16 protein-coding genes are annotated in these 22,785 nt (G+C 57.0%); 3 read left to right on the top strand and 13 right to left on the bottom strand.

All coding sequences use genetic code 11. The features are described 5' to 3' along the window. Nucleotides 1-202: 202 nt before the first annotated feature. The 6 genes from HU754_RS14020 to HU754_RS13995 all read right to left on the bottom strand — a co-directional run bounded on the left by HU754_RS14020 (nucleotide 203) and on the right by HU754_RS13995 (nucleotide 6,444). Nucleotides 203-625, bottom strand: a complete 423-nt coding sequence (locus HU754_RS14020) for an AprI/Inh family metalloprotease inhibitor (RefSeq protein ID WP_186621614.1) — start codon at nucleotides 623-625, stop codon at nucleotides 203-205. A 93-nt stretch (nucleotides 626-718) separates the two neighbouring features. After that, nucleotides 719-2,164, bottom strand: a complete 1,446-nt coding sequence (locus HU754_RS14015) for a serralysin family metalloprotease (protein ID WP_186621607.1) — start codon at nucleotides 2,162-2,164, stop codon at nucleotides 719-721. Between the two features lie 474 nt (nucleotides 2,165-2,638). Further along, nucleotides 2,639-3,724, bottom strand: a complete 1,086-nt coding sequence (locus tag HU754_RS14010; RefSeq protein WP_186621600.1) for a polyamine ABC transporter substrate-binding protein — start codon at nucleotides 3,722-3,724, stop codon at nucleotides 2,639-2,641. 58 nt (nucleotides 3,725-3,782) lie between these two features. Next, a complete protein-coding gene (locus HU754_RS14005; protein WP_093431317.1) occupies nucleotides 3,783-4,127 on the bottom strand; it encodes a cupin domain-containing protein in 345 nt (114 codons plus the stop codon). 42 nt (nucleotides 4,128-4,169) lie between these two features. Then, on the bottom strand, nucleotides 4,170-5,576 hold the full coding sequence (locus HU754_RS14000) for an NAD(P)/FAD-dependent oxidoreductase (RefSeq protein ID WP_186621598.1): 1,407 nt from the start codon (nucleotides 5,574-5,576) through the stop codon (nucleotides 4,170-4,172). A 52-nt stretch (nucleotides 5,577-5,628) separates the two neighbouring features. After that, a complete protein-coding gene (locus tag HU754_RS13995) occupies nucleotides 5,629-6,444 on the bottom strand; it encodes a helix-turn-helix domain-containing protein (RefSeq protein WP_095049085.1) in 816 nt (271 codons plus the stop codon). A 263-nt stretch (nucleotides 6,445-6,707) separates the two neighbouring features. Between HU754_RS13995 and HU754_RS13990 the strand changes: the two genes are divergently transcribed. Further along, nucleotides 6,708-6,980: a DUF1652 domain-containing protein gene (locus HU754_RS13990; RefSeq protein WP_038367758.1), complete on the top strand. Its 273-nt coding sequence runs from the start codon at nucleotides 6,708-6,710 to the stop codon at nucleotides 6,978-6,980. Nucleotides 6,981-7,029: 49 nt separating this feature from the next. Here the strand turns inward: HU754_RS13990 and HU754_RS13985 are convergent, their stop codons facing one another. Beyond that, the gene (locus HU754_RS13985) at nucleotides 7,030-9,504 is read right to left on the bottom strand and encodes a UvrD-helicase domain-containing protein (RefSeq protein WP_186621589.1); all 2,475 of its coding nucleotides are present in this window, start codon (nucleotides 9,502-9,504) and stop codon (nucleotides 7,030-7,032) included. 277 nt (nucleotides 9,505-9,781) lie between these two features. Between HU754_RS13985 and HU754_RS13980 the strand changes: the two genes are divergently transcribed. After that, a complete protein-coding gene (locus tag HU754_RS13980; RefSeq protein ID WP_093431306.1) occupies nucleotides 9,782-10,477 on the top strand; it encodes a pirin family protein in 696 nt (231 codons plus the stop codon). 72 nt (nucleotides 10,478-10,549) lie between these two features. On the opposite strand, the gene pgm is transcribed toward HU754_RS13980, so the two are convergent. The 4 genes from pgm to HU754_RS13960 all read right to left on the bottom strand — a co-directional run bounded on the left by pgm (nucleotide 10,550) and on the right by HU754_RS13960 (nucleotide 16,785). Then, a complete protein-coding gene (gene pgm, locus HU754_RS13975; RefSeq protein WP_095126062.1) occupies nucleotides 10,550-12,193 on the bottom strand; it encodes a phosphoglucomutase (alpha-D-glucose-1,6-bisphosphate-dependent) in 1,644 nt (547 codons plus the stop codon). A gap of 105 nt (nucleotides 12,194-12,298) precedes the next feature. Then, nucleotides 12,299-13,699 carry an aminotransferase-like domain-containing protein gene (locus HU754_RS13970; RefSeq protein WP_099759234.1) on the bottom strand — a complete coding sequence of 467 codons (1,401 nt, stop codon included), beginning with the start codon at nucleotides 13,697-13,699 and terminating at the stop codon, nucleotides 12,299-12,301. A gap of 49 nt (nucleotides 13,700-13,748) precedes the next feature. Then, nucleotides 13,749-15,215 carry a hypothetical protein gene (locus HU754_RS13965; RefSeq protein WP_186621575.1) on the bottom strand — a complete coding sequence of 489 codons (1,467 nt, stop codon included), beginning with the start codon at nucleotides 15,213-15,215 and terminating at the stop codon, nucleotides 13,749-13,751. A gap of 547 nt (nucleotides 15,216-15,762) precedes the next feature. Next, nucleotides 15,763-16,785 (bottom strand): zinc-dependent alcohol dehydrogenase family protein, encoded by a 1,023-nt coding sequence (locus HU754_RS13960; RefSeq protein ID WP_016983050.1) that lies wholly within the window; start codon nucleotides 16,783-16,785, stop codon nucleotides 15,763-15,765. 270 nt (nucleotides 16,786-17,055) lie between these two features. Between HU754_RS13960 and HU754_RS13955 the strand changes: the two genes are divergently transcribed. Further along, nucleotides 17,056-17,970 carry a LysR family transcriptional regulator gene (locus HU754_RS13955; RefSeq protein WP_093431295.1) on the top strand — a complete coding sequence of 305 codons (915 nt, stop codon included), beginning with the start codon at nucleotides 17,056-17,058 and terminating at the stop codon, nucleotides 17,968-17,970. 390 nt (nucleotides 17,971-18,360) lie between these two features. Here HU754_RS13955 and HU754_RS13950 read toward each other — a convergent pair whose 3' ends face one another. Next, entirely contained in the window at nucleotides 18,361-20,259 is a 1,899-nt protein-coding gene (locus HU754_RS13950; RefSeq protein WP_186621573.1) for a UvrD-helicase domain-containing protein, read from the bottom strand. After that, nucleotides 20,256-22,592, bottom strand: a complete 2,337-nt coding sequence (locus HU754_RS13945; protein ID WP_186621571.1) for an ATP-dependent nuclease — start codon at nucleotides 22,590-22,592, stop codon at nucleotides 20,256-20,258. Before HU754_RS13945 ends, HU754_RS13950 begins: the two co-directional genes overlap by 4 nt. Between the last annotated feature and the right edge of the window lie 193 nt (nucleotides 22,593-22,785).

The following is a 22,785-nucleotide window of genomic DNA, read 5'->3' as shown; positions in this document are numbered from 1 at the left end:
TCCTGAAATGATTGGACCCGCCACACTTGGGTGAGCCTTCAATTAATGTTCCGCTTACCTGCGAAAGATGACTTGCAAGTACCCGCTTACACTTTCATAACAACTTGCGTAATTAATTGCGGTGCAGTTGTCAGTCCGCGCTGCTTATAACCATAGCGTGGCGCTTTATATTAAAACTTTGTCGCGTTCTGGATAATCAAGGTTATTGCGCCACGCGCTCAAGGGTAATCATCAAGCCAGACTTCAAAGTAGTCTGATAAAACCCGTCACGTTGTCGACTGAAAAACTGGATTCTTGAACCTTCCTTGCCGGTGATCGACAGGCCGTCCGGATCGGGAAACCAGCCGATCGGGGTTGCTTCAAGCCATGATCCGAGGCAGTCAGCACCTTTACTCAAGGTTTTGTTTGCCTGCAATTCGACGATGCACGTGTTCGAAGGCTTGTCCTGGTGCTTTTGCGCTTTTGCATCATCAGAACGCTCTGACAATGTCGCTTGCCACTGCCCGGCAAATACGGAGGGTTCTTCAAGTCTGAGGCTGCTTGCCATGCTGGTTTCTCCTGAAATCATGATCAGCGTCGCCGAGAGCCACGCCATTGCCTTGTAGGTAAAAGCTTTACAGATCATAGGAATATTCGCTCCGGCGTGTAGCCTTGCTTACCGAGCAACACGATGCAAGTGGAGAAAGCGGCGTATCACACGCCGCTTTCCACTTCTACATCACGCCACGATGTCGCTGGTGACTGCCTGGCCAACGGTGCTGACCTGGAAGTCCGCCACGCCGTGCCCGGAAAAGTCCACCGACAGCAGGCTATTGCCACCCGACGAAGTCAGGATGGCGTCGCCGGCAGAACCGGTGAAGCTGCTGACGAAGTGCAGGCCGGCACCGTTGGTGATACCGGTCAGATCGATTTTGTCCAGACCGCTGACGAAATCGAGGATCTGATCGATCGCACCTGGCTTGGAGTCCGAGCTGGCAGCGAACACAAAGGTGTCGGAACCGGCGCCGCCCCACAGCTTGTCGGCACCACCGCCACCCCAGAGGATGTCGTTGCCGGCACCGCCCTTGAGTTCGTTGGCCACACTGTTGCCGATCAGCAGATCGTTGCCGGAACCACCGATTGCGTTCTCGATGATCGCGCCTTTGGCGATGGATACGTTGCCCACCATGCCGCCAACGTCGGAGAACGAGGCGTCATTGAGGTTGATCTTCTGGTTCTGGGTGAAGCCCGAGAAGTCCAGAGTATCCTTGCCGCCCGCGTCCCACACCGAGAACACCACTTTGTCACTCGACGACGAAGCGCTGAGGAAATCACGGCCAGTGTTGGAGTTGAAGCCGTAGGTGGTGTCACCGGTACGGGTGGTGGTGTTGGCACCGTAGAGCTTCTGGATGGCAGCGATATCGTCCATCAGCGGGCCGGACGAATACGCTTCGACACCGCCCTTGCTGAAGTTCTGACTGGTGTTGCTTTCGCTCCAGTAGCTCATGACGCTGTAGCCGCGAGTGTCTTGGCCGTAGGACGCGTCGTTGTAGGTCGGATTGCCATTCCCGGCGTTGTAGTCACCAGGGTGAGCGAGGCCCAGGCTGTGGCCGATTTCGTGAGTCAGGGTCTGACGACCGTAGTTGTTCAGATCCGGATTCTTGTTCTGCGTGTAGCCACTGTTGATCAGGTACCACGAGGTGCCGTCATAACCGGCGCCGGTGCCTGGCAGATAGGCGAACGCTGCAGCGCCATCCTGGCCACCGCTGTAGTTACCGAAGGTCATGTGGCCGTCACCGCCCGAGGCTTTCTCGGTGAAGGTCACGTTGGCCACGTCAGCCCAGGATTGCATGGCGAGCTTGGCCTGGGCCTGTTGTTGTGCACTGAACTGACTGAACCCAGTGATCCCGTGCTTGTTCATCGTGCTGGACGATGCCGAGGTCAGGAACGTATAGGTGAGTTCGATCTTGCCGCTGCCGTCCTTGTCCTGGTAGGCAGCGCCGTCGCGCAGCAACTGGGTTGCGGCCTGATCGACGGAAAAGGAGGGTTTGCCATTGACCGTGAGGTTGCCGCCACGATCGTATTGATGGCTGAAGCTATTGATCTGGTTGTACGCCGAGCTGAAGGCTGACAGCTGGAAAGCCTGTTCGGCGGTATCAATAGCATTCGTTTTAACTTTCGACATAAACACACTTCCTTGTTTAGCAATGGAACAGTTTTTGTCCGATAGGACTCTCTCTGGCGAGATCGTCCTATCACTCGCCCAATGAAGGCGTAAGAAACCTGACACAATTTGAAATCTGCCGTAAAGGATTTTTTTGAGATCAAATCGAGCTGTTTCCGGAAACTGCCGTAAACAAAGCGTGCGAGGTCGAAAGAATGTTTTAGTTGCGGAGCTTTTGCCTAATTGTCTGACGATTTTCTATTTAAATATTAAATATGGGTAAGTTGTTTTTTGTTAGGCGCGTCTCACTTTGCTGCACTTTATTAGTGCAATGACATTGTATTGATATCAACCCTTTAAACGCTGAAAGACATTGTGGGAGCGAGCCTGCTCCGGGCGGCGTTCCGACGAAGGCGTCGAGTCAGACAACATTGATGTTGAATGACAGATCGCCTTCGCGAGCAGGCTCGCTCCCACAGGGGATTTATGTGCGAGTCAGCTACCAGTCCGGATCTTGTTCCACACCCGCGTGCGGATCCGGTCGATATTCAACGGCATCGCCTCCAGCGCGAACAGCTTGCCCATCATCTCCGGGCTCGGATAAACCTTGGTGTCGTTCTTGATCGCCGGGTCGATCAGGCTGTCGGCCTGCTCGTTACCATTGGCGTAGTGCACGTAGTTGCTGATGCCGGCCATCACATCCGGGCGCAGCAGGTAGTTCATGAAGGCGTAACCGGCCTTCTCGTCCGGCGCATCGGCCGGCATGGCGACCATGTCGAACCAGATGGCTGCGCCTTCCTTGGGAATGTTGTAGCCGATGTCGACACCATTCTTGGCTTCCTTGGCGCGGTACTCGGCTTGCAGGATGTCGCCAGAGAAACCGACCGCCACGCAGATATCGCCGTTGGCCAGATCGCTGGTGTATTTCGAGGAGTGGAAGTAGCTGACGTACGGCCGCACTTTCATCAGCAGTGCTTCAGCTTTTTTATAGTCTTCGGGATTTTTGCTGTGGTGCGGCAGGCCCAGGTAGTTGAGCGCCGCCGGGAGCAATTCCGGGCCGTTGTCGAGGATCGCCACGCCGCACTTCTGCAGCTTTTCCATGTATTCGGGCTTGAAGATCAGGTCCCAGGAGTCCACGGGGGCGTTGTCGCCCAGCACCGCTTTGACCTTGGCGATGTTGTAGCCGATGCCGGTGCTGCCCCACAGATAAGGGAAGCCGTGTTCGTTGTTCGGGTCATTGGTCTGTAGCGCTTTGAGCAGCACCGGATTGAGATTCTTCCAGTTCGGCAGCTGACTCTTGTCGAGTTTCTTCAGCGCCCCGCCCTGAATCTGCCGAGCCATGAAGTGGTTGGACGGAAACACCACGTCGTACCCGGATTTGCCGGTCATCAACTTGCCGTCGAGGGTTTCGTTGCTGTCGTAGACGTCATAGGTGACCCCCACGCCCGTCTCTTTTTCGAAGTTCTTGGTGGTGTCCGGCGCGATGTAGTCGGACCAGTTGTAAACCTTGACCGTTTCCGCTGCCTGAGCAAGGGAAACGGCGAGCATCAGCGGTGCCAGAGCGAGGGTCTTGCGGATCATGGATCGATTCCTGTGTGGGTTTTCTTTTTTGTTGGCAGGCAATCAAAGGATCAAACAATCAGAAAATCAGCACGTAGCTCTTGCGCACGGTTTCCTGGATATCCCAGATACCGAGCGTGTTGGCCGGCAACATCAGTGCGTCGCCACCTTGTATGTGCAGGGTTTCGCCGCCACCGTCGGGGGTGAACGTGCAGCGCCCGGAAATGAAATGGCAGAACTCCTGCGCGGTGATCTGCCGACGCCAGCGCCCGGGCGTGCATTCCCAGACGCCGGTTTCGACGCCGTCATCGCGCTCGACGCTGGTGGTCGAAGCAATCGCCACCGGCTCGCCGAGGGGCACGGCCACCGGGTTGGACTCATCCAGTTGCAGGGTTGCAGTGTTTTTAAACTGGGTAATGCTCATGGTCTGACCTGTCTTTTGGGCTTTCTTAAAGTAAATCGACGTTCAATGCATGAAGCCTTCCATGAAACCCGCCACCTGGCTGGCGAGTTTGCGCCGCCATGGCGCGGTCGCCGGGTTGGCCAGGGTCTGGTCTTCGTGGACGAAACTTTTGATGATCGCGTTGTAGCCGAGCCAGCGGCACGGCTCTGGCTCCCAGGCGCGCAAGGCATGAATGCCGCCGTCCGGCAGCACCCACGGTTGCTGGGTCAGTTCGGTGTCGCGCTCAAGAATCAAGTCCGCCAGGGTGCGGCCGCCGAGATTGCTCGCGCCGACGCCCTCCCCGCCATAACCGCCGGACAGCGCGATGCCGTTGGCGCGATCGCAAAGCATGTGCGGCTTGAAATGACGGGACATACCGAGGTTGCCGCCCCACGCGTGGGTGATCTGCACGTTTTTCAGTTGCGGGAACAGTTCGCCGAACAGATAGCGGCGCAGCTCGACTTCATCGCGGGTCAGATCGAAGTTATGGCGCAACTTGCCGGCGAACTGGTAACCGCCACGGGCGCCGAAGATCAGCCGATTGTCGGCGCTGCGCTGGCCATAAGTGACCTGACGACTGAATTCGCTGAACGCCTGACCACGGCTGAGGCCAATTTCGTCCCATGTCGCGGCAGACAATGGCTCGGTGGCGACAATCAGGCTTTGCACCGGTAGCTGATAGCGGCCCAGCGGGGGCAAGGTCACCGAATAACCTTCGACGGCTGGCACAATCCAGCGACTGCGCACGGAGGCTTTCGCCGTGCGTAGACTGCCCGACTGCCAATGGGTAACCGGGCTGTTTTCGTAGATCTTCACGCCCATGCTCTGCACGGTGCGCGCCAGGCCGCGCACCAGTTTCGCCGGGTGGATGGTCGCCACGTGCGGCGCGTAAATCCCGCCATAAGGCTTGGCGACGCGGATCTGCTGCGCCAGTTGCTCGGGGCTGAGCCAACGATAATCGTCGTCGGTCAGGCCTTGGGCGTGCAGTTTGCCCAAGTACTCGCGCAGAGAGGCTTCTTGTTCCGGATAACGCGCCGCGCAGTACAAAACGCCGCCCTTGCGGTAATCGCAATCGATGCCTTCGCGTTCGAGGACGACTTCCACTTCATCGGGAATGCTGTGCAGCAGATCAAAGGAAGCGCGGCGCTGTTCCGGCGAGAGGCCGGCCAACAACCGATCTTCGCCGAGCAGGTTGCCCATCAACCAGCCGCCATTGCGACCCGAAGCGCCGAAACCGGCGGTCTGTGCTTCGACAATCGCGATGTCGAGTCCCGGCGCGAGTTTCTTCAGGTAGTACGCGGTCCACAGGCCCGTGTAACCGGCGCCGATGATCGCCACGTCGACGTCCAGATCACGCTCAAGCTCGGGCCGCGCGGTCAGCGGCTCATCGAGTTGGTCCATCCACAAACTGATAGTGCGCCACGCCGGCATGCAAGACTCCGCCACTGAAAACCTTCGATGGCGTCGATCCTAGTGGCTGTGCTCAGTGGATGTCTTGCGCGCGTGCCCGCAAAGAAATTTGTTTGGCGTAAGCCTTCGGCGACTGGCCGGTGTGCTGGCGGAAACAACTGTAGAACGCCGATAACGAATTGAAACCCGCAGCGAAAGCCAGTTCATCGATGCGCACCGGCGGCGCGGCGTTATCGAGCGAGCGCAGCAGATGTTGCAGGCGCGCCTGATTGACGTAGCGATAGAAGCTTTGCCCAAGCACCTGGTTGAGCAGATAGGAAATCTGATTGCGGCTGTACCCGCACTCCTTCGCCACCCGCTGCAAATCGAGTTCGGGATCAAGATACGGCTGTTGCTTTTCGAAATACTGCTGCAGGTCTTCGGCCATAAAGCTCAACTGACGCGGCGACAAGCCCAGGCGACTGACTGCCGGGCGCTGACTTGACGAGGCCTTGCCCGCCGTTTGCGTGCGCACCAGCGAAGCGTATTCGTTGACGCGCCAGATCAGCCCGTCCCTGACCGTGAGCGCCTCGCTGGAGCGAAACGACACCAGACCGTCGCCGCCGCGCAAGGTCACTTCGTATTGGATGAATGCGGTGTTGCCGTCGACGCGAATACGGTCGCAATGCTCAAGCAGTTCGTCGGATTCTCGCGGCATGCTGACGCGCACGTACTCGCGTAACTCGTTGAGGCCGAGCACGCGGTTCTGGAAGAAATCGTTGTACTGAATGTCCGGATGATACAGCGCCATGACGCTGTCGAGGTCGCGGTGTTTCCAGCTCAGGTGATAGCGCATGACCGTTGCAGCCGTGGCTTGGGTCTGTTCAGGGCCGTCGTCGTCGGCGTGCATAAAAGGCTCGGCGCAAAAAAACCGAGCTTGCCCAAGTTCGCCACAGGCTTCAATGACTAATCCGTAATGGCGTTTTGGCGATGATTGCGTAGGCCGTGACTTACATCAAAAAATGCGAAGCAATCGCAAAATGAACTGAAAAATCTCACAGGAATTTCACATGCGGATGCTACTTTTAATGTCAGTCACCGGTTGAGCCAATGAAGGCTCTTCCCACCTAACATGAGCAAACGGAAGCGCTCGATGAAGAAGGCGGGCAACATATGAATAAAGGGTCAAGCAAAGTCACGTTTCCCAACGCATGCCAGTTGATGCGCTGGCATTTCCATCCGATGGGTTTCGAGGCAACGATGGACGCACCGGGCAGTATGATCGCCCGACTGTTCGATCGTGCCAGCGGCGAAACCATGATCGCTATCGCCGGGATCCCGTGCGCGACGGTGATGAATGCAGCGGATGTCGAGCGAATCATCGAGGCTGTGGAGGACGAGCTGGAAGCATTCGTACCTCCGGAGTCTCTCAGGAGTTACGCGTAAGCTTATGATTTAAAACGAAAAGCCCGCAGCGATGCGGGCTTTTTTGTGTTCACGCGGTTTGCTTGGCGGTGCGGTGATCAATGAAGAACGGCTTGCCCTTGGCCACCCGGTCGGACGCCCGGGGCATGTTCACCGCTTGCGCTTCCTGCGGTTCGACATACCAGTAGCAATGGCTGACCGCCCGCGTGATGCCGACATACGCCAGGCGCAGGATTTCGTCTTTTTGCGCCGTGTCGTAGGGCTCGCTGTCGCCCGACTTGCCCAGTCCCGCCATGCGATAGACCTGGTTCTTGTAGGGCGAACTGCTCAGGTGCTGGCAATCGCCGAGCAGAAACACCGCGTCAGCCTGCAAGCCTTTGGCGCTGTGGTAGGTCAGTTGCTTCAAGCGTCGCGCTTCGTACGGCAAGCTCGAATCCACATTAACTACAGACTGAATATGCTCTTCAATCAATAACTTATCGCTGCTTTTTCGATAGAGCATCAAGATCGAATGACCTTGACGATAATGTTCGGCAAGGCGCTGGCCCAAGGCCTGATCGTCGCGTTCCAGCACGTTGACCGGTTGCAACGGCTTGGGTGCGCCGCTGGCCTTGGCTTTTTTACCCGGGATCGCCGGCGCCGCGCGAACGATATGTTCAGCGGCATCAATGATGTGCTGGTGACTGCGGTAGTTATCACTGAGCATTACCCGCGTAGTGCTCGGCGACGGGAACTCCTTGTCGAACGCCATGAAATAACTCGGCGAACTGCCGCGCCAACCGTAAATCGACTGCCAGTCATCACCGACGCACAGCAACGACGAACGCTGCGCGCCCCGCCCGACGTGCATGGCCGGGCCACGACTGCGGATTTCCGTCAGACTTGCGCGAATCCACGAAACGATCTGTGGTGAAACGTCCTGAAATTCGTCGATCATCAAGTGCGACAACGGCCTGAGTAACTCGTCGCTCAACAGCTTGAGGTTCTCCGGTGAATGCTCGCTGAACAGCGCGAACATGCGGTTGTAGGTCATGATCGGCGGTTTCTGATCGAGCAAATGATCTTCAAAGGCGCGCCAGAACAGACTCAAGGCTTCAAAGAAAAAACGATCCGGGTCGTCCTTGGCGAAACTCATGCGACCGACCGCGTCAGGCACATCCAGGCCGAGGTTCTCGATGAAGCCTGCCGCCGCCACAAAACAGTCGAGCAATGGCGCGGAAGCCAGCTCACCTTTGACCTTGTAATCGAAGCCCGGCCCGGCACTGGCATCGCCTGCCAAAGTAGCCAGAACACGTTTTGATGACTCATAACTATCAAGCCAAATCAAAGGCTTACGACAGAAAGCTTGAAACAGGGTGCGCTTGACTGCCCACTCTGCGCGCACGCTGAGCTTGGCGTTTGGCCGACTGACCTGCGGGTTTTCCCGCGGATCGAAACCGAGCACCACCCACGCATCCAGGCTCGGAATGTAACCATGACAATGAAATTTCGCGCCGTTGATATCGAAACTCTGCCGATTCGGCTCAATGCCCTTGATCGGCCAGGCACCCGCGCGGAACCACAGATCTTCGATGGCGTCGCACAGCTCTTCGTCGCGCCGCGATGCCAGCTCCGTTACCGCGACGCGCTTCTGCACATCCGGGTGATCACGCTCCAGCTCCTTGAGCTGCAAACCGGCGCGGGACAGTGGCTGAATCAAATGTCGAAAACGCTCGTCCTCGTTGAACAAGCGGTGATAGCAGGCGTTGAGTTGCTGACGTTGCGCATCGTTGATGCGCAGGTCGAACGGATTACTGTCGACCTCCTCCTCAGCACCCTGAACTCGATGACTGAGGTTTTCAAAGGCCTGCAAGCGCTCGAAACCCGGCAAGCTGCGCACCATCGGCAGAATGCGCGAGTGGAAGGTACGCACCAGTTCGCGTGCCTGGCGCAGGTTCAGCGCATGCCCCCAGAGCGCGAACAGCTCGATCAGTTTGTTGATGAAATCCTTGCGCGACTCGCGGGTGAAGGTCACTACGGTCATCGAATCCAGCTCAAAACCCAGATAGTGGTTGAGCAACAGAATACGCAGAACCAGCGTGGTGGACTTACCCGCGCCCGCGCCGGCAACCACTGAGGTTGACGGGGTTTCGCTGAAAATCATCTTCCATTGCGTGGTACTTGGCTGAGCATGCTCAGGCAACAAACGGGCAACATCGGCCTTCATGCGTTTTTTCAGCTCGGCCGTCAACGGCAGGCGCCAATCATCGAACAGATGATTGTCGACGCTGGGCGGGCGATGCTCGGTGTTGCGACTGTCACGGATCAGCAGCACCTGCCGGCCCTCTTCCAGCCCCTCAAGCTTGCCTTCCTTAAAGCCATATTCGACGCCAGCGGTATGGCCACTGCGGAAACCATCGGCCTGACCGTGCAACCACGACGCACGGTGCTGTGCGCGCAGTCGGGTCAAACCGTGGCCGAAGAAGCGTGCAGCCAGGCGTTTGAACCATGGCATCTCGGCCAAGAGGCGAAGTTCGGGAGGAAGATCGGGGGTGTGTTGCGCCACGCTGACGGGCTCCAGTGTGTGAGGCTGTTGCGGCTATGGTGTCTGTATTTGCCGCCCAGTTCTAGCGAAATGCTTTCAGGTCATCGGTTTAGGCGATGAACTGAAGGTGGGATGAGATGCTTCACAGCTAATTTCTTATCGAGCATTTCGATTATAACGCCGCACTTTTTACGCTTTTTATCGATTATTGACTGATAGATGATGGCCGTCATAAACCACCGGTCTCGCGTCGGGTGCGCCCTTCACACCTCGCGTCGAACCTTTTGAGGAGACGATCATGCTTGAACTCAGACCCTTCAGCTCGCTGGGCGGCGCCCATCACGGCTGGCTGGATGCCCATCACCACTTTTCGTTCGCCGAGTACTACGACCCGCAGCGCATGAGCTGGGGCAACCTGCGGGTGTGGAACGATGACGTGATCGCAGCCGGCACTGGCTTTCCCCAGCATCCGCATCGCGACATGGAAATCATCACGTATGTCCGTGAAGGTGCGATTACTCACCAGGACAACCTGGGCAACAAGGGCCGCACCGAAGCGGGCGACGTGCAGGTGATGAGCGCGGGTACCGGCATTGCTCACAGCGAATACAACCTGGAAGCCAAGGACACCAAGATCTTCCAGATCTGGATCCTGCCAACGGAAACCGGCGCACCGCCCTCCTGGGGGGCCAAACCGTTCCCGAAAGGCCAGCGTGAAGGCTTTGTCACCTTGGCCAGCGGCAAGGACGGCGATGACCAGAGCCTGCGGATTCGCGCTGATGCGCGATTGGTCGCAGCCAACCTCAAGGCGGGCGAAACTGCCGAATATCATCTGGATGAAGGCCGTCGCGCCTATCTGGTGCCGGCCACTGGCCTGATTGAAGTCAACGGCTTGCGCGCACAAGCTCGAGACGGCGTGGCGGTAGCGCAGGAGCGAGTGCTGAGCGTTACGGCCCTTGAGGACAGCGAAATCGTTCTGGTGGATCTGGCCTGATGGCTTGAATGGCAGACAAAAAAAGGGGCAACCATCACGGTTGCCCCTTTTTTCATGCGCTCGCCAACATCATCAGCCGGCGATTGCGCCATCCACCAGCGCCTGCGCTTCGACGACCAGTTGCTTGAGGTGGTCGTCACCGATGAAGCTTTCGGCGTAGATCTTGTAGATGTCTTCAGTGCCCGACGGACGCGCGGCGAACCAACCGTTTTCCGTCATCACTTTCAGACCGCCAATCGCCTGATCGTTGCCCGGTGCATGGCTGAGAATGCTCTGGATCTTCTCGCCAGCCAGTTCGGTCGAGGTGACCTGTGCAGGCGACAACTTGCTCAGCAACGCTTTCTGCTCCGGATTGGCCTTGGCGTCGACACGTACCGAGAACGGCTCGCCCAGCTCATCGGTCAATGCCTTGTAGGCCTGGCTCGGATCGCGACCGGTGCGTGCGGTCATTTCAGCGGCGAGCAACGCAGGGATCAGACCGTCCTTGTCGGTGCTCCACACGCCACCGTCCTTGCGCAGGAACGATGCGCCCGCGCTCTCTTCGCCACCGAAGCCGAGCGAGCCATCGAACAGGCCGTCGGCGAACCATTTGAAACCGACCGGAACTTCGTACAGACGACGCCCCAAGCGCTTGGCCACGCGATCGATCAGACCGCTGCTGACCACGGTTTTACCCACGCCGGCATCCGCACGCCACTGCGGGCGGTTCTGGAACAGGTAATCGATCGAAACGGCCAGATAGTTGTTCGGCGCAAGCAGTCCACCGGACGGCGTGACGATACCGTGGCGGTCGTGATCCGGGTCGCAAGCGAAGGCCACGTCGAAACGTTCTTTGAGACCGATCAGGCCTTGCATCGCGTGGCTGGACGACGGGTCCATGCGAATCTGGCCATCCCAGTCGACGGTCATGAAACGGAACGTCGCGTCGACTTCCTTGTTCACCACTTGCAGATCGAGGCGGTAATGCTCGGCAATCGCCGACCAGTAGCGCACCCCTGCTCCACCCAGCGGATCAACGCCCAGACGCAGCTTGGCGTCACGGATGGCGTCGAAGTCGATCACGTTGATCAGGTCGGCAACATAGGTGTTCACGTAGTCATGACGATGCGTGGTGCTGGCCTTGAGCGCCTGCTCGTAGCTGATGCGTTTCACACCGGCCAGCTTGTTGGCCAGCAATTCATTGGCTTTGGCTTCGATCCACTTGGTGATGTGGGTATCGGCCGGCCCGCCGTTGGTTGGGTTGTACTTGTACCCACCGCTTTGTGGCGGGTTGTGCGACGGCGTGATGACGATGCCGTCAGCCAGGCCCGAAGTACGGCCACGGTTGTAGCACAGAATGGCGTGGGAAATGGCGGGTGTCGGCGTGTACTCATCACCTTCGGCAATCATCACGGTCACACCGTTGGCGGCCAGGACTTCCAGCGCGCTGGCGCCGGCCGGAGTCGACAGTGCGTGGGTGTCGATGCCGACAAACAGCGGCCCGGTGATCCCTTGGGCTTCGCGGTACAGACAGATCGCCTGGCTGATGGCCAGAACGTGCCACTCGTTGAAACTCAAGTCGAACGAGCTGCCCCGGTGCCCGGACGTACCGAACGCCACACGCTGAGTGGAAATCGAGGCGTCGGGCTGTCCAGTGTAGTAAGCCGTCACCAGTCGCGGGATATCGACCAACAATTCTGCCGGTGCCGGTTTGCCCGCAAAAGGACTGAGTGTCATGCAAAACCTCTGAAATAGAGTGGTTCAGGAATAGAGCGCAGTTTACTGGCAGTTTGACCGCAGTGCGATGGGATCTATCCGGGACTCTCCCGATGTTTTTTAACGTTAGTCAGCAGGTGCAAGGCGCAAGGCGTCACCGATTAGCCCGACCACACTGGCCAGGTCATGGTCACCATGGCTCAGCGGGCTCAACCGCAGATGGTGCGCATGCAGGCTTTGCAGGCTGAATAGCTCGCCAGGTGCAATAACGATCTGCTGTCTGAGCAATCGCTGGAAGACCTGCGCCATGTTCACTGGTCGCAGCGAATGTACCCACACGGTCGCGCCACCCTCGGGTTCGACAACCTGCATCGCATCGCCAAGACGTTCGCGCAACAATTCGATCAATTGCGTACGACGCTCCTTGAGCATTCGCCGCAGTACCAATAAATGCTGATCCAGTCGGCCGCCCCCCAACAACCTGGCAATGGCTTTCTGGCGAATCGGCGACAACCGAAACGCGCGCAACAGGAAATGCCGCTGCAACTCACTGCGCCAATGACGCGACAGCACATAACCGAAAGGCGCCTCGGCCCCGACGAACTTTTCGAACGTGGAAAACACCACTAAACGATCGGGGTCCAGCCAATCGCGCATCCGTTGCGCGTCATTGCCTTCATGGAGTTCGCTGTAACAATCGTTTTCCAGCACCCAGGTACCATGACGGCCAAGCAAATGCGCGACTGCCTGCTGATTGCTCAGCGGTAGAAGACTGCCCCGGGGCATGCTCAGCACTGACGACAAAAGCATCAAACGTACCGTCTCGCTCTTGAGCACCGACTCCAGCCGCTGAAGATCAATCATGCCCCCGGGAAGCAGCGGCAACTCGATGACCCGTACTTCGGCGGCCTCCAGCAGACGCAGGATCACCCAGTCACAGGGCGATTCGACGACCACGGTGGCCCGACGCAACTCAAGCACGGAAATCAGAATTTCCAATACACCGCGCAGGTCGGCGCCGATATAGACGTCATCCGCACGCCAGTAATTGGCCGTGGATGAGGTGTAGCGGGCGGCCAGCACCGTGCGCAACTCCAGCTCTCCACAAGGTTGCACCAACGCATGTGGCTGACGCGGGTACTGACGCAGCAATTCCCGCTCCAACATCAATAACGGGCTATCCAGCGGCTGTAGCGAGGCCGGCTCATCGGCGCTCAGCACGCACATGCCCGGGCGCCTGGCATTGACGTAAACGGTTTCCAGCAAATCACTGCCGCTATCCGGCGAATCCATCATGTGCAGCGCTTGCGCGTAGTACCCGGACTTGGCAATTGAATAGACGCGGCCTTCCTTTTCCAGCAGCGAGTAGGCGTACTGGACGGTCGAGATCGACACATTGAGCCGGTCAGACAATTGCCGGAGTGAGGGCAGGCGCACCGCCCCACCGTTCCCCGCCTCATCTATCAGCAGCGTCAGGTATCGATAAACCGCCTGATAAACGAAGTCATTCTCCCTCGACCCCTTCACAACCCCGTATCCGTGGGCATGGGTTCATCTCCAGGCAAGCGGCTCACGATCAACCTTCCGCCGATCGATCAGCGGTCGGCTCGGCCGCCGCGTCAACCGCACCGAGGCTCTGCGCGGCCGAATCTCCCGGCGCAGACATACGAACCGGCCCCATTGCATACAAACGCACAATCAACCTGACCGGCAGCCCACTGACATCCGTCATCCATTTCATCACCTGTTCCGGCGCATGCAGGCCCTGCATCGCCCGGTGCAGATCCGGCAATGCCACCAACATGCCGGGGTGACAATTACGCAAAAATCGCTCAAGTCCGGCCCCCGCGTTAATGAACGGTGAAAACAACAGGCACGTCAGCTGGATTTCATTCAGTTCAAAACTGGCCAGCAGAGAGCTTTCCGCCTGGGCGCGCAGATTCCCGGGCTCCTGCAAATTGTCGAAGCTGGCCAGCAACTGTTCGCATACCGGTTCAGGGACCTGTTTTTGCCGCATCGTTATCAGGCTGCGTTTGAGGTAATCACCGACGCCGTCCTCATAGTTCCGCTCCTCGATGAGTTGCGCCTGCAAACCTCGTAAATGTGCAGCCACCTTAGGCTCTACGTGTTCGTCATCACCTTGATAAAGCGTCAGATCGTCAACCTGAAACCCCAGAAAATCACTCAACAAAGGCCAGCGCTCTTCGAGTTTGCCGACAATCATGTCGTTGATACTGATAAAGCTGGTACGCCGACAGGCCTCGAATTGACCCTCCGGACGCCACGCCACCCGCTCCTCTTCGGGATAAAACTCACGGTAATAATCACCGCCCAGCCCGTCGAGCAGCGTAAACAGCATTTCAAAGCCGCAAGAACTCTCCGGCGGCGCGGCAATCTCAGCCTTCTGCGCGGCACGCCCCAGCCCTTCGAGGAAGTGGCTCTGTCGACGCGGGGACTCACTGCCGACCATGGCATCGACGCCATTGTTCCAGCGGGCCACCTGACCATAGAACTCGGCAGTTGCCAGATAAGCGTCATCCCATAGCTCAAGCGGTTCGTTCCAGGTTCGACGATGCCCGATCAGCAGCAGGTTGATACGGTTGGCCTCGCGCCCGGCTTCGCTTATGGGTAGCTGGTGATCAAACGGCAATACCTCGCGGTGGTCGACCATCACCAGTTCTACCCGGGGATCGTCATACAGGAACAGTGCGCTGTAGCTGCGATGCATGTTTTGCAGGGACACCTGGCTGCTGCCGTTCCAGCGCAGGTTGGCCACCCGCAACTGAAAGGTCGCGGGTGAACGGCCAGCGATGGTCAACTGCGCCGCCCGCAATAACGCCAGCGTGTAACAACTGTCGCGCGACCCTGACTGGTTCACCAGCACCTTGAAATGACCGATGTTCTCCATGCCGCCGGCGGCCACTGCCAGTCGCTGGATCAGCAGTTGCAGCGCCGTGCGTTCTGCGCGCGAGAAGAAACTCAGCAAACGTTGCAATACTTGCTGGTAGACATAGTTCATTGCCTGATCATGGATCGTGCTCATCGGTATTTACCCGGTATAAAAAGTTTCATGCCGCGCAGACTGACACATCAGCCCAGCGACAATTGATCAATAAGTAATAGACGCTCAGATGCTAACACTTACAAGTTTGAAGTTATTTGAAACACTTGAACTGACAAAGCGCCTTCCGCCGCTCAAAAACGGTCTCAAACCTCTGTAATTACTGGGATATTTTTTTCGGAGCGCAGTCCTAGGAAATTTCCCACAGGGTCCCACGCCAAGTGAGCACAAGAAAAAGAGAAGCAGTTTCCGAATAGCCCTACAACAATTAAACAAAAGTTGCCGCGATCAACGGTTTTCGACGCGTTATATCGAACAGGACAAATTGAATGCACAGACATGGCTCATTCCTTGAGATGAAAGTAATCATTCAATTATCAGGGCTTATATTGTGATTAGAAGATACAGATAGAGAGCAAAAACCAGTTCAGTTGCTGAACGGACCCGGGCATAGCGCCAGGGAGCTCGGTTTTCAGGGGAGGATAAACGCACAAGAGTCCGTGGGGCCACGGACTCTGATTAAAGGGGCTTACGCCGGTTCGACCTGCAGAGCGACCCGTTCGCGGCATGGGCATTCGTCCATATAACGATGCGCTTCGACGAACTCGTTGAACGGAAATACACGCGTCTTGAGCGGCAGCAGCACGCGGTCAGCGGTCAACTGGTTGATGTCACGCAAGGCACGTTGCAAGGCGACGTGATCCTGAGTGATGCCCAATTCCGGCTTGCCGGTGAAGTTGCCGATGCAGTGCACAAAGAACTGGATGTTCTTCTGGAACGCTGCGCAGGCCGGGAACGGCGTCTGGTTACCGCCTTGCAAACCGTACAACACCAGGCTGCCACGTGGCGCCAGCACATCGCCCAACAGCGACATCTGCGGGCCGCCGAGACCGTCGAACACCACGTCGACACCACGGTTGTCGGTGATCTTGTTGATTCGCATCAACAGATCTTCCTCTTCGGTGACGATAACCTTCTCAGCGCCCAGTGACAGCAAGTACTCGCGCTCCTCGGCCTCCTTGGTCGCGGCAATCACCCGTACGCCCATCGCCTTGCCCAACTGGACAAACGAAGGACCGGCGCAATGGCTGGCGTCAGTGACCAGCGCGAACTGCCCCGGCTTGACCCGCGCCAGATCGGCGTAGGCAAAGTAGGCGATCAGCAGCGGCGTGTAGTGCACGCTGGCCTCGATCGGGCTGAGTACATCCGGATAACGGGTCAGCGCAGTACGCGGCAGCACGATCGATTCGCCGTAGACCGGGTAGTCGTTCGCACTCTCAGCCGGAAAGCTGGCGACCTTGTCACCCACTGCCAGATCATCGACACCGTCGCCGACAGCGGTGATCACACCGGCCATCTCGTGACCAAGACCCGCAGGCAGTCGCGCCTGAGATGAGGCCAGATTCTGACGCCAAAGGGTGTCATACCAGCTGATGCCGATCGCCTCGACACGCACCTGCACTTCGCCAGGACCTGGCTGAGCGGCCGCATGCTCTTCGCATTTGAGCACCTCGGCCGGACCAAACTTGTGAAAACGGATCGTGCGGGACATCGCAAACCTCGTCAAAGTAACCTCTAATGCCCTGAACTCTATCTGGGCTTTTGACCCAAGACTATCAGTGGCTATTAATAGTCGACATGCCTGTCATTGATTCCGCACCAGGGGCGGCATTGGCAAAATCCATGAAAAAACTGCTGCCAACGTCTCACTCAAGCTGAATTTTCCGGTGCAGAGTACCAGCCTTTCCCCGTAAGATTCATGCCGGCCATTGTTCTCATATGGCTGCTCTCGTCAAGCTTGATGACTCTGCCAGGACTCCAGATGAATCGTAATGACCTGCGTCGTGTCGACCTGAACCTGTTGATCGTATTCGAAACATTGATGCACGAACGCAGTGTGACCCGGGCGGCAGAAAAGCTCTTTCTCGGTCAGCCGGCAATCAGTGCGGCCCTTTCGCGCCTGCGCAGCCTGTTCGATGACCCGCTATTTGTGCGCACCGGGCGCAGCATGGAACCGTCCGCCCGAGCGGTGGAAATCTTCGCCCTGCTCTCGCCGGCCCTCGATTCGATTTCGACCGCCGTCAGCCGTGCGGCCGAATTCGACCCGGCGACCAGCACCTCGGTATTTCGCATTGGCCTGTCCGACGACGTCGAATTCGCCCTGCTGCCAATGCTGCTCAAACGCCTGCGCGCGGAAGCACCGGGAATCGTGCTGGTGATCCGTCGCGTCAATTACATATTGATGCCGGGCCTGCTGGCCTCCGGCGAGATATCCATTGGCGTCAGCTACACCACAGACCTGCCGGCCAATGCCAAGCGCAAGGTCCTGCGCCGCAGCGCGCCAAAATTGCTGCGCGCCGATACCGTGCCGGGGCCGTTGAGCCTGGACGACTATTGCGCGCGTCCGCATGCGCTGGTGTCGTTTGCTGGCGATCTCAGTGGCTTTATTGATGAAGAGCTGGAAAAACTGGGGCGCAAGCGGCATGTGGTGCTAGCGGTGCCGCAGTTCAATGGTTTGAGTACGTTGCTCGCGGGCACCGACATCGTGGCGACCGTACCGGATTACACGGCGGACGCGCTGACGGCGGCTGGTGGGGTTCGGGCGGAAGATCCGCCGTTGCCGACGCGCACGTTTGAACTGCACATGGCGTGGCGTGGGTCGCAGGATAATGATCCGGGTGAGCGGTGGTTGCGGTCGCGGATTCAGATGTTTTTTGGCGATCCAGATAGTCTTTAGGTTTCGTCGGGCAGGCTGTTTAGCTGATCATTTCTGGCTTTTCATAGGCCATGGAGATCTATTCACTACCAGTGGATTGCTACATTGGGGGCATATCTGAGGGCATCTTGGGATGGTTCGAAAAGGGATGCCCCCAGCCTGAAGTCCAACAGCCCTTTTTCGAAAAAGTCATACGCTACTGCTCGCAAACAACCATCGCACCAACTGTTTTGATCATTAGCAATAGAGTGTCGGCTCTACTCTACTAGTCTCGATGTCTGTTCTAAACCGATTGTCGTAACCAATGACGGGCAGCGTTGGGTCGACATGAGTAAGTCGCCGTAAGCGGCAGTCTACCGATGCCGTTCACTCATGAAAGGCACAGGCAATGAACGCGGAAACAATCCAGAGCTAAGTTAGAGCGGCTTCCAAAGCATACTCATCCACGATGTCGCCAGACTCGAAGATTCCGGTCTCGGCGATTTTTGCTAGAGCATTTTCGATGTCCTGCACGAACATGACCACAGCGAGATCCCTAGTCGCTCGGGAGCAACACACGTAGAAAAGCCTTCTGGTGCGATCCATCACGCTATCCTTGCCCTGTGCAAGGTTTTCCAGATCAGTATCTGAGGGCTCCACAATGCCGAAGTATTTTTCGTAGGAGAACTGCCTTTGTCCTCTACCTTCTTCGTCATCTATGAGCACCAAAACGCGTTCGAATTCCGCCCCCTTCACTCCCTGCTGGGTCGCAAACGGTGAAAGATCTTCGAGGTAGTGACGATAGCCAGCCAACTCACCGACACCGCAACGTAGGAAAGCCGACACGGCGGGGATCTCAGGATCATCATCGTCGGCTGTGCGATCTGGGCCCAAGTATTTTGTCCACGCTTCGTCCAGTTGTAGCAGACCTGCTGCCTGGGAGTGAACGAGCACGTCCTGCAGCAATGCATCGCTCGAAAAAATGAGTCTGGCCAACTCTGTTGTGGATGCTTGCAATGCCCGAAGCACCGTTACCGGATCGCTACCGACCAGAGCCGTTGGCTGCAGTAATGGACATTCCGAACGCAGAAAAGTCATGACGTCGAGCTTTCGGTTTTCTGAAACCGCCGTTGCCAAGGGTAGCAAGTAATTCAGAAACGGCCGCAGTGGCCATGCGGTGCCGTCCTTGAGCCCCTCCTTGATGGACGGTGGTGCTTCGTTGTCATTCAAAGCAGCGTAAAGATTAGGAAAGCCGAGCCTCGCTGCCGCCATCCGATGCACGACAACCAAAACCCTGAAGTCAGCGGCAGGATCATCACTCACCCAATGATCGTCATCGTTCGTACGCCGCATCCATTCACGAACTTTAGCTAGCTTCATAGAGCGATGGTCATCTGCTCTCAGTAGGAAGAATCGAACAGATCCCATAACAGGCTCAGGATTGCCGTCGACCCAGTTCATCCGGCCTCGTGTTTGAGACAAACCGTCATCGGGCTCCCGGATAGCATTAACTACCTGGAGCACTCGCTGCGGACACCTAAAATTTTCTGGCTTGGTGATTTGCTCCCAGCCTGCGGCCGTCTCAATGACTCCAGCACCTTCAAGGTAGATTTTTTGCATCGGATCGCCAAAAAATCCGAGGCAGAACTCCACAGGAGTCGTCTCGGCGATCCTTCTAAATGCAGCCACTACTTCCGGACGCGTGTCTTGGCTTTCATCAATGAAAAGGACTGGATACCTGCTGGCGATGACATCACGAAGCAACTGGCTCTGCTCGATTAGCTCGACCGCCGCCGAAATAACGTCGAAGTGCCCGAGTACACCTCGCCCGAAATCGCTTCCGGCGCCGTAGTTAAAATGAGTCAAATGCCTTACGGCCTCAAGGTGACGCTGGTAACGCGCGATATCTTTCACGAGCCGCTCACGAGTTGCTGCCCGAGTCCTAGGCTTGTCGTGATGCTGCTGCGCCTCGGCGATTTTCTCGTGGATCCTTGCGATGACCCAAGCCTTCAAGTTCACTTGGAATGGCCTGATTACAGTCCACAGAAAACTATGAATCGTCGAGACATGGAACAGCGGATCGTTACCTACGTCCCCCCAGATCTCCTTGACCGCTACTTCAGTGTAGGTAATGCAAGCGACTCTCTGACCACGCATGTTGAGCTTAAGTCTTCGCGTCTGGCCGAGGTGCGCAAGGGCCTTTACCAGCGACGTCGTCTTTCCAGAACCCGCGCCAGCAACCATGACAAAGCTGCGTTGAGGACGCTGGTCCAAGCACAACCTTAGTTCGATATCTGCTTGAGTATCCGGCTGACCGATACGCGCAGTCATACCTCACCCCCGTTGAGAGGCGCCTCCGCCTCAGCTACTGCGGGCGGTGGCGGGGCGACCAGATCCTCCAACCAACGAAGGCCGTCCGAGATGTAATTTGGCACCGTCCATGCCGACGGCTCTTGAGCCAGCAGCCCGAGAGCGAAATCAGTTTTACGAAAACTTGAGCTTTTGACCTTACGGTAAAGGCGATCCGCAATACCTGCGATTTCCAGATTATTGGAACCCTTGATACGTAGGCCGAGATCCTTGCGGTCCAGGTGCTGCGTCCAGGTTAGATTTTGCAGTGCAAACGCTTCCTCCAATGTCCTGCCTGTCCTCACCTGAGTCGCTCCGCCCCACACCACCGCTACTGGTGTCTGGTAAGCAACGCGTACAAGGGCGTCGCCTTCTTCGTCTCGGAGTTGAGTGCGCTGTTCGGCAGTCGCAGTCAGCAGATCGTCAATCGTGGTGTGCCCAGGCAGCCACTTGATCAACGTTTGGTTTGAAGTAAGAGCCCCGGCTTCATGAACCATGCACGCCTTGCGCCCTTTACGTCTCGCTTCAGCCTCCTCCGCGTCCTCATTGTCGTCAGGCTGTGCATCCGCTGGATCCTCATCAAGTGGCAACTCGCCGTTTGCGGCTAAAGCGCCCGCTGCGGGCGGAGAAACACTGTCAATGTCGGTCACGATCAGAGAAGTGAGCCCCAAGAAATCAATGAGGCCTTTGAATCGATGTCCGAACGCGCCACCTACCTCTAAAACGCTCAAATAGTTCGACTGAAGTCGAGGTGCAGCTTTAGCAATCATTTGCGGCATCAGCAGCCGCTCGACGTTCCCTTCAACCAAAATGGCCGCATCAGCGAAGAACATGTCGCAGTGAGTTAGCCTGAGATATCGCTCAAGAAAATCCCTGGTGCGGTCATTTGGGTCGTTAGGATCTACGGCCGCCTCATAAAAAGCTGCCATGCTGAGCACTTGAGATTGCTGTATGCCGGCATCCGCTACTCGCCGAAAATATCGGATAGGTTTAAAGCCTCGCTCGTAAAGGACGTGAGGCGAGTGCGTCGAGACTACAAGCTGGCTGGTGCAATATGGGCTGTCTTCCTCGGGCACGGCGAGGATGTCTAACACTTTCCGAATGAAAACCTGCTGCAGCTGAGCATGGAGATGCGCCTCCGGTTCTTCTATGAATATCAGGTGGAGCGGTGGGCGGTTTTCCTCAATGTCTAACCATCGGCCGTGAACATCGAGCAGTTCAACAACCATATAAATCAGGTTCTTGAAACCTAGGCCGTTGTACCTATCAGGCAAGGTTGCCGTGACCTCTGCTGCTCCGAGAGCGCCGAGCGCGTAGTGCACACGTGCCCCTTCATGGCTACTCAGAATGGTCGCAGGGTTCAATGCAGTCTTGATCAGCAGCCGAGGATTGTTGACCCCGGGATAGCCCAGATCGGCCAAACGCTCCAAAGTGGGACCGAAGACACGTTCCAGGTGCTCATTCAGCAGACTCTCGGACTGGTATAGTGCGCGCTGAGCGTCATAATCCTCGCCGCGCTTCTCAAGGTTCCGTTCATAGAAACGACTCAAACAGCGGGAGAGATCTTCGGATCGAGATCCAGCATTAGAGTCGGACAGGTGACGCTGGGCATGTAAACAGTCGACCTTTACCAAGCTACCCAACACATCCCTGCCACTGCGACCCTTATCAGGAACCAGGCGTAGAGGCACGTAACCATCAAGCTGTTTAAACTCAGTGTCAAATCCGGCGCTATCGAGTATGTAGTACCGCAATTCGAAATCACGCCGTAGCCTGTCACCTACGGTGTCTGCAATGAAGTCACAAAGGTCACGCGGTCGCGGGTTGTACCCGTCTTGCGCAATGGCTGGCTCCACGTTTCCCTGTACCACGCCCTCCCCTGCAGGCTGCAACTGAGCATGCCGTGCGCTGGCCCGCGCGTCTTGGAAACTGCTTCTCAGAAGGCCGGCATCTGCTGCTGCGAGCTCCACTCGAATACCAACCCGGCTACCTTGCCAATCTAGGCTAGGTAGCAGATCTACAACTCGATGCAGATCGGCTGGCGTGACGCAAAACCAAATGTCGAGGGAGATGGTTGGCAGTTCGACTCCGTCCGCCCCTTCTCCGAAAGCGTTGATGGCATCCCAGCATTCTGAGCTGAAATCATGGAGGGTAAATCGATCCTTCGAAGCTGAGGTAAAAAGCTGCAAAGCGTGCGCCGCAGATGTTTTACCGCTGTTGTTGGCCCCAACAAATATTGAAATATCGGACGCCAAATCTATGCGAGTATCCCTCAGACGACGGAAATTACGCACCCAAACGGTCTCAATATGCATATCACTCCGCTCCCTGAAGATAGTTTTTTAACACTGAATGAGTCGCTTCCACGTTTTTAGACGCACCAGGTAATTTAGTTGGGTGCGCAGGCCCTCTGACCAATGTTCGTTTCTAGCCGAAACCTGCGGTTATCAGCATGCAACGACAGCGTCTTACTACCTATGAACCCAAGTCGAAAACTATTAAGGCGTG

The sequence above is a fragment of the Pseudomonas zeae genome (assembly GCF_014268485.2).
In the GTDB taxonomy this organism is placed as follows: Bacteria; Pseudomonadota; Gammaproteobacteria; order Pseudomonadales; family Pseudomonadaceae; genus Aquipseudomonas; species Aquipseudomonas neuropathica.
The sequence above is the reverse complement of the archived record's forward strand: the minus strand, read 5'-3'. Positions and strand labels throughout refer to the sequence as shown.